General features: G+C 55.7%; 17 protein-coding genes. 2 read left to right on the plus strand and 15 right to left on the minus strand.

What is annotated here, in order from left to right:
- From QCD69_RS09360 to fkpA, 9 genes are all read right to left on the minus strand, one after another.
- Positions 1–553: GTP-binding protein (locus tag QCD69_RS09360; RefSeq protein WP_301251812.1), on the minus strand; the 553-nt coding region annotated here is incomplete at its 3' end.
- Positions 554–623: 70 nt separating this feature from the next.
- Positions 624–2,738 carry an elongation factor G gene (fusA, locus tag QCD69_RS09365; protein WP_253457736.1) on the minus strand — a complete coding sequence of 705 codons (2,115 nt, stop codon included), beginning with the start codon at positions 2,736–2,738 and terminating at the stop codon, positions 624–626.
- 87 nt (positions 2,739–2,825) lie between these two features.
- The gene (rpsG, locus tag QCD69_RS09370; protein ID WP_125289829.1) at positions 2,826–3,296 is read right to left on the minus strand and encodes a 30S ribosomal protein S7; all 471 of its coding nucleotides are present in this window, start codon (positions 3,294–3,296) and stop codon (positions 2,826–2,828) included.
- Between the two features lie 96 nt (positions 3,297–3,392).
- A complete protein-coding gene (gene rpsL, locus QCD69_RS09375; RefSeq protein WP_075182598.1) occupies positions 3,393–3,767 on the minus strand; it encodes a 30S ribosomal protein S12 in 375 nt (124 codons plus the stop codon).
- A gap of 124 nt (positions 3,768–3,891) precedes the next feature.
- Positions 3,892–4,179 (minus strand): sulfurtransferase complex subunit TusB, encoded by a 288-nt coding sequence (gene tusB, locus QCD69_RS09380; protein WP_253457734.1) that lies wholly within the window; start codon positions 4,177–4,179, stop codon positions 3,892–3,894.
- A gap of 7 nt (positions 4,180–4,186) precedes the next feature.
- Positions 4,187–4,546, minus strand: coding sequence for a sulfurtransferase complex subunit TusC (tusC, locus tag QCD69_RS09385; RefSeq protein ID WP_301251816.1), 360 nt, complete (start codon positions 4,544–4,546; stop codon positions 4,187–4,189).
- Complete coding sequence (gene tusD, locus QCD69_RS09390) at positions 4,546–4,932, minus strand: sulfurtransferase complex subunit TusD (RefSeq protein WP_253457730.1); 387 nt, start codon at positions 4,930–4,932, stop codon at positions 4,546–4,548. Before tusD ends, tusC begins: the two co-directional genes overlap by 1 nt.
- Positions 4,932–5,654 carry a helix-turn-helix transcriptional regulator gene (locus QCD69_RS09395; RefSeq protein WP_253457728.1) on the minus strand — a complete coding sequence of 241 codons (723 nt, stop codon included), beginning with the start codon at positions 5,652–5,654 and terminating at the stop codon, positions 4,932–4,934. Before QCD69_RS09395 ends, tusD begins: the two co-directional genes overlap by 1 nt.
- Positions 5,655–5,833: 179 nt before the next feature.
- Positions 5,834–6,664 carry an FKBP-type peptidyl-prolyl cis-trans isomerase gene (gene fkpA / locus QCD69_RS09400; RefSeq protein ID WP_253457725.1) on the minus strand — a complete coding sequence of 277 codons (831 nt, stop codon included), beginning with the start codon at positions 6,662–6,664 and terminating at the stop codon, positions 5,834–5,836.
- A gap of 275 nt (positions 6,665–6,939) precedes the next feature.
- Here fkpA and QCD69_RS09405 point away from each other — a divergent pair, with 275 nt between their 5' ends.
- Complete coding sequence (locus QCD69_RS09405) at positions 6,940–7,158, plus strand: protein SlyX (RefSeq protein WP_125289835.1); 219 nt, start codon at positions 6,940–6,942, stop codon at positions 7,156–7,158.
- 51 nt (positions 7,159–7,209) lie between these two features.
- On the opposite strand, the gene slyD is transcribed toward QCD69_RS09405, so the two are convergent.
- From slyD to kefG, 4 genes are all read right to left on the minus strand, one after another.
- Complete coding sequence (slyD, locus tag QCD69_RS09410; protein WP_125289836.1) at positions 7,210–7,758, minus strand: peptidylprolyl isomerase; 549 nt, start codon at positions 7,756–7,758, stop codon at positions 7,210–7,212.
- A 126-nt stretch (positions 7,759–7,884) separates the two neighbouring features.
- Positions 7,885–8,079: a YheV family putative zinc ribbon protein gene (locus QCD69_RS09415; protein ID WP_125289837.1), complete on the minus strand. Its 195-nt coding sequence runs from the start codon at positions 8,077–8,079 to the stop codon at positions 7,885–7,887.
- Positions 8,080–8,146: 67 nt separating this feature from the next.
- The gene (kefB, locus tag QCD69_RS09420; RefSeq protein WP_253457721.1) at positions 8,147–9,952 is read right to left on the minus strand and encodes a glutathione-regulated potassium-efflux system protein KefB; all 1,806 of its coding nucleotides are present in this window, start codon (positions 9,950–9,952) and stop codon (positions 8,147–8,149) included.
- The gene (kefG, locus tag QCD69_RS09425; protein ID WP_125289994.1) at positions 9,953–10,504 is read right to left on the minus strand and encodes a glutathione-regulated potassium-efflux system ancillary protein KefG; all 552 of its coding nucleotides are present in this window, start codon (positions 10,502–10,504) and stop codon (positions 9,953–9,955) included.
- Positions 10,505–10,629: 125 nt separating this feature from the next.
- Between kefG and QCD69_RS09430 the strand changes: the two genes are divergently transcribed.
- Positions 10,630–12,531, plus strand: a complete 1,902-nt coding sequence (locus QCD69_RS09430; RefSeq protein ID WP_301251817.1) for an ABC transporter ATP-binding protein — start codon at positions 10,630–10,632, stop codon at positions 12,529–12,531.
- 37 nt (positions 12,532–12,568) lie between these two features.
- On the opposite strand, the gene QCD69_RS09435 is transcribed toward QCD69_RS09430, so the two are convergent.
- Both QCD69_RS09435 and prs read right to left on the minus strand, forming a co-directional pair.
- Positions 12,569–14,056, minus strand: coding sequence for a nicotinate phosphoribosyltransferase (locus QCD69_RS09435; protein WP_253457716.1), 1,488 nt, complete (start codon positions 14,054–14,056; stop codon positions 12,569–12,571).
- On the minus strand, positions 14,046–14,918 hold the full coding sequence (prs, locus tag QCD69_RS09440; protein WP_301251819.1) for a ribose-phosphate diphosphokinase: 873 nt from the start codon (positions 14,916–14,918) through the stop codon (positions 14,046–14,048). Before prs ends, QCD69_RS09435 begins: the two co-directional genes overlap by 11 nt.
- Positions 14,919–14,988: the final 70 nt, after the last annotated feature.

The raw sequence follows: 14,988 nt of genomic DNA on the forward strand, positions 1-14,988 counted from the left end.
ACTCGGCGTCGCCTTCCAGCGCTTTCAGCGCGGAACCGTGAACGATTGGGGTGTCATCGCCAGGGAAGTCGTACTGTGACAGCAGGTCACGTACTTCCATCTCAACCAGCTCCAGCAGCTCTTCGTCATCAACCATGTCGCACTTGTTCAGGAACACGATGATGTAAGGAACGCCAACCTGACGGCCCAGCAGGATGTGCTCACGGGTCTGCGGCATTGGGCCGTCAGTCGCAGCAACAACCAGGATAGCGCCGTCCATCTGCGCAGCACCGGTGATCATGTTTTTCACATAGTCGGCGTGGCCAGGGCAGTCAACGTGCGCGTAGTGGCGAGTCGGGGTGTCATACTCAACGTGAGAAGTGTTGATGGTGATACCACGAGCTTTTTCTTCTGGTGCGTTATCGATCTGGTCGAATGCACGAGCAGAACCGCCGTAGGTTTTAGCCAGAACGGTGGTGATAGCAGCAGTCAGGGTAGTTTTACCGTGGTCAACGTGGCCGATAGTACCAACGTTGACGTGCGGTTTGGAACGTTCAAATTTTTCTTTAGCCACGGCGATATTCCTTACTTTCTGTGCTCTCCCCTGTGGAAAGGAGAGCACGGGATCAATTGGTTAAACCCGATTATTTACCACGGGCTTCAATAACAGCCTGAGCGACGTTGTTTGGCGCGTCATCATACTTCAGGAATTCCATGGAGTAAGATGCACGGCCTTTGGTGATAGAACGCAGCTGTGTAGCATATCCGAACATTTCGGACAGCGGCACTTCAGCGTGGATCACAACGCCAGTCACGTTGGATTCCTGACCGCGCAGCGTACCACGACGACGGCTCAGGTCACCGATAACGTCACCAGTGTTCTCTTCTGGCGTTTCAACTTCAACCTTCATGATAGGCTCAAGCAGCACAGGCTGTGCTTTCTTAAAGCCATCTTTAAAGGCGATAGATGCCGCCAGTTTAAACGCCAGCTCAGAGGAGTCAACGTCATGGTAAGAACCGAAGTGCAGACGCACGCCCAGATCTACTACCGGGTAACCCGCCAGTGGGCCAGCTTTCAGCTGTTCCTGAATGCCTTTATCAACCGCAGGGATGTATTCGCCAGGAATTACACCACCTTTGATGTCGTTGACAAATTCGTAGCCTTTCGGGTTTGAACCCGGCTCCAGTGGGTACATGTCGATAACAACATGACCGTACTGACCGCGACCACCAGACTGCTTGGCGTGTTTACCTTCGACGTCAGTTACTTTAGAGCGAATCGCTTCGCGGTAAGCAACCTGAGGTTTACCGACGTTCGCTTCAACGTTGAATTCACGCTTCATGCGGTCAACGATGATGTCGAGGTGCAGCTCACCCATACCGGCGATGATAGTCTGGTTAGACTCTTCATCAGTCCATACGCGGAATGATGGGTCTTCTTTAGCCAGACGGCCCAGAGCCAGACCCATTTTTTCCTGGTCAGCTTTGGTTTTCGGTTCTACAGCGATAGAGATTACCGGCTCAGGGAATTCCATGCGCTCCAGAATGATAACGTTGTCCGGGTCACACAGGGTGTCACCGGTAGTCACGTCTTTCAGACCGATAGCCGCAGCGATATCGCCTGCGCGAACTTCTTTGATCTCTTCACGCTTGTTAGCGTGCATCTGTACGATACGGCCCAGACGCTCGCGCTGAGATTTAACCGGGTTGTACACGGTGTCGCCAGAGTTAACGATACCAGAGTAAACGCGGAAGAATGTCAGGTTACCAACAAACGGGTCGGTCGCGATTTTAAACGCCAGCGCAGCAAACGGCTCGTTGTCGTCTGAGTGACGAACTGCCGGCGTATCTTTACCGTCGTCCAGAATACCGTTGATCGCTGTAACGTCAGTTGGTGACGGCAGATATTCGATCACGGCATCCAGCATCGCCTGAACACCTTTGTTCTTAAATGCAGAACCACAGGTAACCAGGATGATTTCGTTGTTCAGTACGCGCTTACGCAGAGAAGTTTTGATCTCTTCTTCGGTCAGCTCTTCGCCGCCAAAGAATTTCTCCATCAGCTCATCAGAGCCTTCAGCTGCGGCTTCAATCAGTTTCTGGCGCCATTCTTCAGCCAGTTCCTGCATATCAGCTGGGATCTCTTCGTAATCGAAGGTCACGCCTGCGTCTGCGTCGTTCCAGTTGATCGCTTTCATCTTGATCAGGTCAACAACGCCGGTGAAGTTCTCTTCTGCGCCGATAGCCAGCTGCAGAGGGACCGGAGTTGCGCCCAGACGTGCTTCAATCTGGCCAACTACTTTCAGGAAGTTAGCACCCATGCGGTCCATTTTGTTAACGAACGCGATGCGTGGAACTTTATATTTGTTAGCCTGACGCCATACGGTCTCAGACTGTGGCTGAACACCACCAACTGCACAGTAAACCATTACTGCGCCGTCAAGAACACGCATGGAACGTTCTACTTCGATGGTGAAGTCAACGTGTCCTGGGGTGTCGATGATGTTAACGCGGTGCGGCTCGAACTGCTTAGCCATACCTGACCAGAAAGCGGTAGTCGCTGCGGAGGTAATGGTAATACCACGCTCCTGCTCCTGCGCCATCCAGTCCATTGTGGCTGCGCCATCATGAACTTCACCGATTTTATGGTTTACACCGGTGTAGAACAGAATACGTTCGGTAGTGGTCGTCTTACCGGCGTCGATGTGTGCACTGATACCAATGTTACGGTAGCGTGTAATGGGTGTTGTACGAGCCATTTGATTCCTCTGATTCTAGGACGTTCAAAGTTAAATCCCAGCGGGGTCAACTGAACGCCCGCTGGGTTAATAACAACTACTGAGCTGTTACCAGCGGTAGTGTGCGAACGCCTTGTTGGCTTCGGCCATACGGTGAACGTCTTCACGTTTCTTCACTGCGGTACCTTTGTTTTCCGCAGCATCAGAAAGTTCGTTCGCCAGGCGCAGAGCCATTGATTTATCACCGCGTTTACGAGCAGCTTCAACGATCCAACGCATTGCCAGAGCATTACGACGAACCGGACGGACTTCAACTGGTACCTGATAAGTAGAACCACCAACGCGACGGGATTTAACTTCCACGGTTGGGCGGACGTTGTCCAGGGCTACTTCGAATGCTTCCAGTTCGCCTTTACCAGCACGCTGAGCCAGGGTCTCAAGTGCAGTATAAACGATTGATTCGGCAGTAGATTTTTTACCATCTACCATCAGGATATTTACAAATTTGGCCAGCAGCTCTGATCCGAACTTAGGATCTGGCAGAATTTTACGCTGACCAATGACGCGACGACGTGGCATGGAAATACTCCGTTGTTAATTCAGGATTGTCCAAAACTCTACGAGTTTATTATGACATTTAAGATAAAACGTTTGGCCTTACTTAACGGAGAACCATTAAGCCTTTGGCTTCTTCACGCCGTACTTGGAGCGAGCCTGCTTACGGTCTTTAACACCTGAGCAGTCCAGCGCGCCACGAACGGTGTGGTAACGCACACCTGGCAAGTCTTTAACACGACCGCCACGGATCAGGATCACGGAGTGTTCCTGCAGGTTATGACCTTCACCGCCGATATAGGAGGTAACTTCAAAACCGTTGGTCAAACGCACACGGCAAACTTTACGCAGTGCGGAGTTTGGTTTTTTAGGGGTAGTGGTGTACACACGAGTACATACGCCACGTTTCTGCGGGCAAGCTTCCAGCGCAGGCACGTTGCTCTTTGCAACTTTGCGTGCGCGTGGTTTGCGAACCAGCTGGTTAACTGTTGCCATTAAATAGCTCCTGGAATTTGCTTTTGCTTCGTAAACACGTAATAAATCGCCTCGTCAGATAACGAGGACGCGGAATTTTAGGGCTGAGCAGAAAAGGTGTCAAGAAATAACCAGGATATCGTACTCACCAGGTCATTTGTTGAGTCTGTTTTACCGTCAGCGCGACGAACTCAGTATAGCTTACTGCGGCCGCGCTGGATGAAATTTGAGCAGAAAGCCCGCGAGCGATAACATCGTCCTGCAGCACGTAAAGAGAAATGGGGGCGGCACGCAGCGATTCAAGGGCCTGGCTGCCTTCCAGCGCCGCCAGCACGCCATCCTGCAGCAGCAACACCTCGTCCCCTTCCGCCAGCAGCCGCAGCATGGCGTTGAAATCGCACTTAAAAGGCGAGTTGATCAGCGTATGCAGCATACTTCCCTCAGAAAGAAATTATTCGATCGTATTTTTCCAGTTCCGCACGCAATGCGTAAGGCGACAGCACCGCTACTGGCAGCGCCTTTAACGCGGCGGCGTCAATGCCTCGCTCGGCCAGCGAAGCTGAACAGGCATAAAAATTTTCCAGATCGTAGAGCGGCAGCACGCCAAAGGTGGCGACGTAGTTGCGCGCCAGCACTTTTTCCGGCTGCTGGTCGCCCAACAGCTGCATCACGCCGTCGCTGATAAAAAACAGCGCCACGTCCTCGCTAAGCGCGGAAACGGCCAGCACCGCATCCAGCCCCTCTCTTCCGGCGCTGGAACCGTGCGGCGCCTGGCTGAATACAAAGGCGATTCGCTTCATCAAAACTGCACCATTCGTTCACTGCTTAATGCGGCTTCCGCCAGCGCGCCCAGGCCGGCAAGCTGAAAGCCTTCAGCCAGATTGGCGGCGGGCAGGCCCTGGTTTTTCGCTTCCTGCTCGTCCGTGATACCGCGGCGCAGCGCGGCGGCCACACAGATATTGAGCGCAACGTGATGGTCACGATGCAGCTGCTGCCAGGCCTGGGTCAGATTGAACTCGTCGCTGGCGGGCGAGGTCAGCGCGCTGGCGTTAAGTACGCCCTCGCGATAAAAAAAGACGCTTTCCAGCTCGTGACCTTCCGCCAGCAGCGCCTGCGCGAACAGCCAGGCCGAGCTGGCCTGCTGGGTGCCATAGGCCGGGCCGGTGACTAACAGCGTGTAACGCATCAGCGCTCGCTTCCCTGGAAGTCGCCGTTTTTAAACTGGCGGATATAGAGATAAACGGTGTGCTTGGAAATATTCAGTCGATCCGCCACCTGATTGATCGCGTCTTTGATGTCGAAGATGCCTTTCTCATAGAGGTTCAGCACAATCTGGCGGTTCTTGGCATTGTTGGAGATATTACGGTCGTTGCTGACCTCTTCAATCGTAAACTCCAGCGTCTGCATCACCAGATCCTCTACCGAGGAGGCGAAGTTGACGGAAGAGTCCATCTCCGGCGTTTCCGGCGGGATAAAAGTCGCCATAATCTGCGAGAAAGGCACGTCCAGGTTCATATTGATACACAGCAAACCGATAACGCGCTGTTTGCCGTTACGGATAGCGATGGTCACGGATTTCATCAGCACGCCGCTTTTGGCGCGGGTGAAATAGGCTCTGGAAACATTACTTTCCGCATCGGTCATATCATGCAGCATTCGCAACGCCAGATCGGTTATCGGTGAACCGATTTTGCGGCCGGTATGTTCGCCATTAGCGATCCTGACCGCCGAGCATTTCAAATCTTCCAGCGAATGCAGGACGATTTCGCAGTGCGAGCCGATCAGCATCGCCAGCCCGTCGACCACGGCTTCGTAAGATTTAAGAATATCAAAATCGGTTTGTTCGAAGGGATGCTGCTCCAGTAATTCCAGATCGTTCACATCACCGGTAAAAATTGAACCAGACATTAAGACACCACCCTTAAAAGAGCCCGCGGTATGCGGCTCGCGCAGGTTAGTTTCGAAGAGCGTCAGTCTAGCAAATATCGGAAATGCCTGTCCTGACCTTTGTCATGTATTTCTTGTGGACATAGCGCGGGGGAGGAAAAAGCGGGGAAAATGCCGCCACGAGCGTGGCGGCACGGGCATTATTTGGTCTGGGCAGCGGCTGGCGCTTCGGTCGGTGCCTGCGCGCTAGCGTCCGCTTTAGCGGCCGGTTTGATGTCCAGCAGTTCTACATCGAACACCAGCGTAGAGTTAGCCGGGATACCCGGTACGCCGTTTTTACCGTAGGCAAGCTGCGGTGGGATCACCAGCTTGATCTTGCCGCCTTTTTTCACGTGCTTCAGGCCTTCGGTCCAGCCAGGGATCACGCCGTCAAGACGGAAAGAGAGCGGCTCGCCGCGCGTGTAGGAGTTGTCGAACTCGGAGCCGTCGATCAGCGTCCCTTTGTAGTTAACCACTACGGTATCGCTGTCTTTCGGCGCGTCGCCGGTGCCTTCTTTCTCTACCTGATACAGCAGGCCGGATTCGGTTTTCTTCACGCCTTTTTCTTTGGCGAATTTAGTCGCGAAAGCGTTGCCTTTCTCGGTGTTTTCTTTCGCATCTTTTTCCATCTTCGCCTGAGCGGCGGTTTTCACGCGGCCTTCAAACGCCTGCAGGGTCTGTTCGATCTCTTGATCGGAAAGCTTGCTCTTGCCGGCGAAAGCGTCCTGGACGCCGGAGATCAGCTGCTGCTTATCCAGCGTGATGCCCAGTTTCTCCTGCTCTTTCAGCGAGTTTTCCATGTAGCGGCCAAGCGATGCGCCCAGTGCATAGGCAGACTGCTGGTCTTCGTTTGTAAACGCGGCATTCTTCGGTGCCTGCTGTGCGGCTGGAGCTGATGGCGCCGCGGCGGTTTCGGCTGCTGAGGCCAGCGGTGCGTTCAGCGCAACGCCCAGGGTGGTGGCTAACAGTGTGACTTTAAATAGTGATTTCATCCATTTCTCCAAAACCGAAGCCTCTCACCTCGGAAATCGTTTTACAGACAGAGCCTGTACTCTAACAACCGTGCGCGAGCAAACTGCATACTCTCGCAATGAAAACTAACTACTTCCGACCGCTTGTCTGTCCGAAAGTTTCACTATGAAGATGCAGGCAACCAGGGCTTTTTTCAACGGTAAGGGCGAAATTAAACCGGCTATGCCTGTGCTGGCCCGGTTTTTGTCGTTAGAATCGGAACAATCCAGCCCTGGCGGCAGCAAGAGGAAAGAATATGCAACAATCCGTGTTTGAGCAGCGCTTAGAGCTGTTGGAAAGCCGTTTGGCCTTTCAGGAGCACACTATCGAAGAGCTGAACCAGACGGTGGTTCATCACGAGCTGGAAATGGCCCGCCTGCGCGAACAAATGCGCCTGCTGACCGACAAACTGAAGGCGGCAGCGCCGTCAATGGTCGCCTCGCAGTCGGAAGAGACGCCGCCGCCGCACTATTGATTTCGCGCCAAAAAAAAGGCCACCTTATCGGTGGCCTTTTTTCATTTAAGCTTAGTGGCTGCAGCCGCAGCCGCCGGTGCCACAACCGCCTTTGCCGTGGTCATGATCGTGGTCGTGATCGTGATGATGGTCGTGCTCGCCGTGAACATGGCCATGAGCCAGCTCTTCTTCGGTCGCTTCACGGATCGCCACCACTTCCACGTTGAAGTTCAGGTTCTGGCCAGCCAGCATATGGTTACCGTCAACCACCACGTGGTCATCTTCCACTTCGGTGATTTCAACCGGTACCGGGCCCTGGTCGGTTTCCGCCAGGAAACGCATGCCAACCTGCAGTTCATCAACGCCCATAAAGACGTCTTTCGGCACGCGCTGCACCAGGTTGTCGTCGTACTGGCCGTAGGCTTCGTCAGCTGCGATGTGCACTTCAAACTTGTCGCCGGCTTCGTGATTTTCCAGCGCCTTTTCCAGACCAGAAATCAGGGAACCATGACCGTGCAGATAGTCCAGCGGTGCGGTCACCGGAGACTCATCAACCAACACACCGTCTTCCGTACGTACCTGATATGCCAGGCTGACTACCAGGTCTTTTGCTACTTTCATGATTACTCCTAACCGTTGAGAGCTTGAAACATCGGCGGATTTGCCGGCAAGCTCTGAGTTTGCGCTGATTGTAATGAATTTCAACGCCGCTGTAAGATACAGCTTAAAAAAAGCTGAGCCATAACGCTACTCAGGATGAAAAATTCCGATCACTTGCTCATTAGTGCGAACTTCGTCACGAACATGCTTGTCTGCTTCGCGCATCTGATGACCGCACTTAACGCATTCAACCACATCGACATTATTTTCAACCCACAGAGCAAGGGTATCTTTAGCCTGGCACTTTGGACAAGTCGCCCCGGCAATAAATCTTTTACGCATAGGTTTTCCGATTAAATAAAAGGCAACGCAAAGCGATGCCGACTCAGTAAGAGGCTTTCGCCCCGCCCTATTCCGATTCGTCCCAGCCGTCAAACTGGCGCTTTTCGTGCCGCATTTCGGCCTGGAAGATATCTTCCAGCTCGCGCCGGGCTTCTTTCACGCGGGAAATCTGCTGGCTGTCGCCGTGGTTCGGCATCAGCTCGCGCAGCATGCGCATATCCAGACGGCGGAAGTGCTGCTGCGCGCGAAAGGCCTGATGCGGATGCATCCCCAGCGACATCAGCGTTTTACGGCCAAGCTCCAGCGCGCTGGAGAAGGTTTCACGCGAGAACTGGGTGACGCCGGCCTGCAACAGTTCGTGCGCCTCCACGCGGCCGCGCGCCCGCGCCAGGATTTGCAGATGCGGGAAATGATGCTGGCAGAGCCGCACGATTTCCATCGCGTCTTCCGGGCCGTTGCAGGTAATGACGATAGACTGCGCCGTTTCTGCGCCTGCGGCGCGTAACAGCTCCAGCTCGGTGGCATCGCCATAGTATACTTTATAGCCATAGGTGCGCATCAGGCTGACCGCGCTGATATCGCGCTCCAGCACCGTGATCCGCTTTTCGTTGGCCATCAGCAAACGCGCCACCACCTGACCAAAACGTCCGAAGCCGACCACGATAACCTGCGGCTTGTCGTCTTCGACAAAGTGCTTCTCTTCGCTGTCGTCGCCGTCGTTAAACCGCTTCGCCAGGATTTTATCCACGCTCTGCATCAGCAGCGGCGTGGTCATCATCGACAGCGTTACCGTCACCAGCAGCAGCGGCATCTGGTCGCCGCTGAACAGTTTTGCCGACGAGGCGGCGGAAAAAAGCACGAACGCGAACTCGCCGCCCTGGCTCAACACCGCCGAAAACTGTAGCCGCTCAGAACTGCGCAGGCCAAAGATACGCGACAGCAGATAAAGCACGCCCGCTTTGATCGCGACCAGCAGCACCACGCCCACTAAAATCTCGACGATATGGGTATAAAGCACGCCCAGATTCAGCGCCATGCCTACCGAGATAAAGAACAGCCCCAGCAGCAAGCCTTTAAAAGGATCGATAGCGACTTCCAGCTCGTGTCGGTATTCGCTTTCCGCCAGCAGAATGCCGGCGATAAAGGTCCCCAGCGCCATCGACAGCCCCAGCGCGTCCATAAACAGCGCCGATCCCAGCACCAGCAGCAGGGCAGCGGCGGTAAAAACTTCCCGCACGCCGGAAGCGGCGATAAAGCGGAAAATAGGCCGCAGCAGAAAACGGCCGCCGACCAGCATCCCGGCAAACGCCAGCACCTTCATGCCCACTTTCATCCAGTCGGTGTGGCCGCTGTCGCCGCCCGCCAGCAGCGGCACCAGCGCCAGCGCCGGGATCACCGCCAGATCCTGGAACAGCAGCACCGAAAAGCCCAGCTGGCCGGATTCATTGCGCTTCATGCCCTTGTCGCTCATCAGCTGCAGCGCCATCGCCGTAGAGGACATCGCCAGGCCAAGACCGCCGATCGCCGCCGCCTGCCAGGAGAAGTCGGTCAGCCAGAGCAGGCCGCCCAGTATCGCCGCGCTGAAAATAACCTGCGCCGCGCCAACGCCGAAAATCGAGCGCCGCAGCTCCCAAAGTTTGGAAGGATTCAGCTCCAGGCCGATGATAAACATCAGGAAGACCACGCCCAGCTCGGAGAAATGCAGAATTTCCTCTACGTCGCTGATAAAGCCCAGTCCCCATGGCCCGATAGCGATACCGGCCAGCAGATAGCCCAGCACCGCGCCAATGCCGAGCCGGGCCGCGATCGGAACGGCAATAACCGCCGCAAAAAGATAGACCACGCCAGCCGTGAGCAGGGTTTGTCCTTCCATTCAGGTGCCTCCATAGGGCAAAGGTGACGACAGCCAGTCGCCGTAGGCGCGCGCATAATTTTTCATGACTTCCGGGGTCTGCCGTCGCGCCCAGTAGATAATCATCGGCGTCAGCCAGTGCATACGGCACATTTGCGCCGTCAGCTCGAACGGCCGCATGATGGCCGACAGCGGATAACGGTTAAGCCCTTCCTGGTGGTAGGCCGTTTCCGGTTCGCCGGTGGTCACCACGCTGCGCCAGTATTTTCCTTCCAGCACGTTGCCGCCAGGGCCGCTGGCGAAGCCGCGCGACAGTACGCGATCCAGCCACTCCTTCAGCAGCGCGGGGCAGCTGTAGGTATAAAGCGGATGTTGAAAAACAATGATGTCATGCTCGCGCAGCAGCTGCTGTTCGTAGTGGATATCAATAAAAAAGTCTGGATAGTGCGCGTACAGGTCATGAACGGTCACGTTAGGTAACGCTTTAGCCGGCTCCAGCAAAACCCGATTGGCAATCGAGTCCTGGGATTCCGGATGCGCGTAAAGCAGCAAAACTTTGGGCGGCTGCGACATCAATCCCCTCCAAATCGTCGTCACGGCGGGGAAATTCCGCTACCATGCTCGACACCGCGGAATCGTGCATTCCGCAAAGCATTTATGATGTTTCAATTTAACATATTCTGGTTATTACGGCGCTTATGATTCTCTTCTCATCGTTACAAATCCGACGCGGCGTGCGCGTCCTGCTGGATAACGCCTCCGCCACCATCAATCCCGGTCAGAAAGTGGGGCTGGTAGGCAAAAACGGCTGCGGTAAATCCACGCTGCTGTCGCTGCTTAAGAACGAGATAAGCGCCGATGCGGGCAGCTTTACCTATCCGGGCAACTGGTCGCTGGCCTGGGTTAACCAGGAGACGCCCGCGCTGAATACGCCCGCTATCGAATATGTCATTGATGGCGATCGCGAGTACCGCCAGCTGCAGGCGGAGCTGGCGAAGGCCAACGAGAACGACGACGGGCACGCTATCGCCACGCTGCACGGCAAGCTGGACGCCGTCCAGGCATGGACAATACAGTCGCGCGCCGCCAGCTTGCTTAACGGTTTGGGCTTTTCTCAGGAGCAGCTTCAGCGGCCCGTCAGCGACTTCTCCGGCGGCTGGCGGATGCGCCTGAACCTGGCGCAGGCGCTGATTTGCCGCTCCGACCTGCTGCTGCTTGACGAACCAACCAACCACCTCGATCTGGACGCGGTGATCTGGCTGGAGCGCTGGCTGAAAAGCTATCAGGGTACGCTGATCCTGATTTCCCACGACCGCGACTTTCTCGATCCCGTGGTGGATAAAATCCTGCATATCGAACAGCAGTCGATCTTTGAATACACCGGCAACTACAGCTCGTTTGAGATCCAGCGCGCCACCAAACTGGCGCAGCAGCAGTCGATGTTTGAAAACCAGCAGCAGAAGGTGGCGCATCTGCAAAGTTTTATCGACCGCTTTAAGGCCAAGGCCAGCAAGGCGAAGCAGGCGCAAAGCCGCATCAAAATGCTGGAGCGCATGGAGCTTATCGCGCCCGCCCACGTCGATAATCCTTTTACTTTCAGCTTCCGCGCGCCGGAAAGCCTGCCTAATCCGCTGTTGAAGATGGAAAAAGTCAGCGCGGGCTATGCCGATCGCATCATTCTGGATTCTATCAAGCTGAACCTGGTTCCCGGCTCGCGCATCGGTCTGCTGGGCCGCAACGGCGCGGGCAAATCCACGCTGATTAAGCTGCTGGCCGGCGAGCTGGCGCCGCTGAAAGGCGATATCGGCCTGGCGAAAGGCATCAAGCTCGGCTACTTCGCCCAGCATCAGCTGGAATTCTTACGGGCGGATGAATCACCGTTGCAGCATCTGGTGCGGCTGGCGCCAAAAGTGCTGGAACAGCAGCTGCGCGACTACCTGGGCGGCTTTGGTTTTCAGGGCGATAAGGTCACCGAGCAGACCGAACGCTTCTCCGGCGGCGAAAAAGCGCGGCTGGTGCTGGCGCTGATTGTCTGGCAGCGCCCTAACCTGCTGCTGCTGGATGAACCGACCAACCACCTCGATCTGGATATGCGCCAGGCGCTGACCGAAGCGCTGATCGATTTTGAAGGGGCGCTGGTGGTGGTTTCGCACGACCGCCATCTGCTGCGCTCCACCACTGACGATCTCTACCTGGTCCACGACGGTAAAGTAGAAGCCTTTGACGGCGATCTGGAAGACTACCAGCAGTGGCTGAGCGATCTGCAAAAGCAGACCAGCGCCGCCGCTGAACCTAAACAGGAGAGCGGCAACAGCGCGCAGGCCAGAAAGGATCAGAAGCGCCGCGAGGCGGAACTGCGCACGCAAACGCAGCCGCTGCGCAAGCAGATCGAAAAGCTGGAAAAGCAGATGGAAAAACTCAACGCCACGCTGGCCGATGCGGAAACAAAGCTGGCGGATACCGCGCTGTACGATCAGAGCCGCAAGGCCGATCTTACGGCGGCGCTGCAGCAGCAGGCTGAAGCGAAATCCGCGCTGGAAGCGTGCGAGATGGACTGGCTGGATGCGCAGGAGCAGCTCGAAACGATGCTGGCTTCATAAACAGAGCCGGGAGAAAGGTTTCTTTCTCCCGACCTGATTACCGCTCCGCCAGGCGTCGACGCAGCGTGGACAGATCCTCAGCGTTAAGCAGTTTGCCGTTTAAAAAACGGGTTTTCAGTTCGCCGCCCTGCTCCTGCTCCCGGCTCTGCCGATCCAACAGGTAGTAGTCGCCTGCGCTATCCCGCTCTACCCGTAGCAGTCCTCTGGCGGATTTTTTCAGGCCGCCGTCGGTTTTTGGCTGCTTGAAAATCTCACGCTCAACGCCCTGCACCTCGCCCCATGTCGCCTTCATCGCAAAGCCGAATGTATCGCGCGTACTGTATTGATAAGTATAAGATCCGACGCCGAAGACCACGTTGCTGCTGGCGAAACCTTTAGCCTCCAGACGGGCAAGGATCTGGTTAGCCCGCTCCAGCGTAATCGAGTCGCCATAGATCAGCCCAACGTGCTCATCCAACACCCGGTAGCCTTTCGCATTAACGGTGCCGCCAAAAATGTCCCACAGCACCTCTACCGAGCCTTTTTGCTGTGGCGTCCGCGCCGGATCGCTGTCGCTATCGTCGCCGGTTCCGCAAAGGATCTCCACCGGGTCGCCGCTGTCCGGGCGGAAAACCAGACGCCCCTGCCGCGCCATGATGTCTGCTTTCAGCTCGCGGCTGTATTCCGTAAGCACCTTCCAGTAATCCCAGGTATCCGAGACGATGGAAACGAAGCCGTGGGGATAGAGCTCGGTGATCAGACGACGAAAGGTGGCAATCTCTCCCTGCTCTTCGCCCATGCACATAACGCTGTGCTCCGTCGCCGGAATGCTGCCCGCAATAAAGTAGTCTTTGGGCGGCGTGTAGTACTGACGAAGATAAAGAATCGAAGGAATGCTGTCGGTGCCGGTAAAGCTCAGCAGATGGCCGGCGCCCGCCTGGGCGGCATCGTGCAGCCCGGACATGCCCCGCAGCGAAAAATCATGGCACTGAAAATCCAGATGGCTCTGGTCATCACAGGTCAGGGCCGCCCAACGCTCGCAGACCAGCCGGTAATGGTAAGCGATAGTGGCGTTAGTAGAGGCTTTCCATAATTCTGCTGACATCACGCTTTCCAGGTAATTAACCAGCCAGAAAAAATCATCAACGGTGTTGGTAATGGTCAGAACCGGCACCTGCATCGGCACCTTGCTGCCTTCATCCAGGCTTTTGATTTCCAGCGGCAGATAGCCCAGGCGATGCAGCGCCCGGATGTGTTCCACATCAATACGCGCTTTGCCAAGATAGCTGTCCATCAGCTGTTGGTATTCCGTGACGACTTCCTCTTCGGGTCGGGCAAAAAACGCCTCGTTAAACAGATCGACCATAAACCACTGCAGAAAGCCCTGTAGCCCAAAGAATACCAGCCGGTTATCCGACAGCGGCGAGGTAAAAAAGCGGTTACCGCGCGGCGTAAAATTTGAGTAAATGCGGCTGGTTCCCTGCGGGTACTGTTCGCGATGGGAGGTTTTATAGCCGTCGATAGCCAGAATGGGATTAATGCGCATGGGCCGCTCCTTCGTTGTTATAAATAGTTTCAATATCAATCAGTTCAACCCGCTCCCCGGCTATCGCCGGATCGGCTACTGAAGTCGTCGTCCAGATATGGTCGATGCCCTGCTGCAACAGCGCGGCGACGCCCCGGCTAAACAAGCCGTGGGTAACGTACAGGCTGACCGAACGCGCGCCCGCCGCACGCAGCACCGCGGCCGAGCCGATAAAGGTGCCGCCCGCATCGCACAAATCATCGGCTATCAGCACATCTTTGCCGGCTACGTCGCCCTGCAGCAGTGAAAAACCACTCAGCGCACCGCTGCTCAGGTCGCGGTGTTTCCCCAGGATGCCGTACTCGCGGGCCGCCACCTGCTGCGCAACAGCGTGGATTTTTTTTAGCGCGCCCGCGTCCGGCGCCATCAGCATCATGCCGCTTTGCAGTTTTTCCATCAGGTTCGCGCTGTGTCGCAGGCAAAGGTGCTGCGGAATAGCCACCATGTTATTGACCACGGCACCCGCCACGTCGCTATGGGGATCCAGCACCCGTATCCGGTCAAAGCCCAGCTGATTCAAAAAACCGGCAAAGATCTTCAGGGCGAAACTGTCGCCTTCCTGCATACTGCGGTCCTGACGGGCATAGGGAAGCCAGGGCAGCTCCAGCGTTGTCCAGTGCAAATCGTATTGGCTGCGGGCGGCGTCCATAACCTGCGCCAGCAGCATCAAATCGTCCATATTGCGCATGGCCGTGGCGCGGATTTTCAATTTTTCCGCCCGGGGAAGCCGTGGCGGCAGCAGCCTTACGCGGACTGCGCCATCGGGAAAGCGGCCTGTTTCCAGCGCGACTTTGTTTCCATCAAGAAAGAGTTCCAGCAGCATTGTTTTCCTCCGGGGCTAATAATGTCCTTGTGACATTTATATAATTGTCCCTGTGACATTATTTAGCAAG

This window comes from Erwinia sp. PsM31 (assembly GCF_030433775.1).
Taxonomy (GTDB): domain Bacteria; phylum Pseudomonadota; class Gammaproteobacteria; order Enterobacterales; family Enterobacteriaceae; genus Erwinia; species Erwinia aeris.

Coding starts and splice junctions, on each gene's coding strand:
- fusA (WP_253457736.1), bottom strand. CDS start 2,738: ATGGCTCGTACAACACCCATTACACGCTACCGTAACATTGGTATCAGT.
- rpsG (WP_125289829.1), bottom strand. CDS start 3,296: ATGCCACGTCGTCGCGTCATTGGTCAGCGTAAAATTCTGCCAGATCCT.
- rpsL (WP_075182598.1), bottom strand. CDS start 3,767: ATGGCAACAGTTAACCAGCTGGTTCGCAAACCACGCGCACGCAAAGTT.
- tusB (WP_253457734.1), bottom strand. CDS start 4,179: ATGCTGCATACGCTGATCAACTCGCCTTTTAAGTGCGATTTCAACGCC.
- tusC (WP_301251816.1), bottom strand. CDS start 4,546: ATGAAGCGAATCGCCTTTGTATTCAGCCAGGCGCCGCACGGTTCCAGC.
- tusD (WP_253457730.1), bottom strand. CDS start 4,932: ATGCGTTACACGCTGTTAGTCACCGGCCCGGCCTATGGCACCCAGCAG.
- QCD69_RS09395 (WP_253457728.1), bottom strand. CDS start 5,654: ATGTCTGGTTCAATTTTTACCGGTGATGTGAACGATCTGGAATTACTG.
- fkpA (WP_253457725.1), bottom strand. CDS start 6,664: ATGAAATCACTATTTAAAGTCACACTGTTAGCCACCACCCTGGGCGTT.
- QCD69_RS09405 (WP_125289835.1), top strand. CDS start 6,940: ATGCAACAATCCGTGTTTGAGCAGCGCTTAGAGCTGTTGGAAAGCCGT.
- slyD (WP_125289836.1), bottom strand. CDS start 7,758: ATGAAAGTAGCAAAAGACCTGGTAGTCAGCCTGGCATATCAGGTACGT.
- QCD69_RS09415 (WP_125289837.1), bottom strand. CDS start 8,079: ATGCGTAAAAGATTTATTGCCGGGGCGACTTGTCCAAAGTGCCAGGCT.
- kefB (WP_253457721.1), bottom strand. CDS start 9,952: ATGGAAGGACAAACCCTGCTCACGGCTGGCGTGGTCTATCTTTTTGCG.
- kefG (WP_125289994.1), bottom strand. CDS start 10,504: ATGTCGCAGCCGCCCAAAGTTTTGCTGCTTTACGCGCATCCGGAATCC.
- QCD69_RS09430 (WP_301251817.1), top strand. CDS start 10,630: ATGATTCTCTTCTCATCGTTACAAATCCGACGCGGCGTGCGCGTCCTG.
- QCD69_RS09435 (WP_253457716.1), bottom strand. CDS start 14,056: ATGCGCATTAATCCCATTCTGGCTATCGACGGCTATAAAACCTCCCAT.
- prs (WP_301251819.1), bottom strand. CDS start 14,918: ATGCTGCTGGAACTCTTTCTTGATGGAAACAAAGTCGCGCTGGAAACA.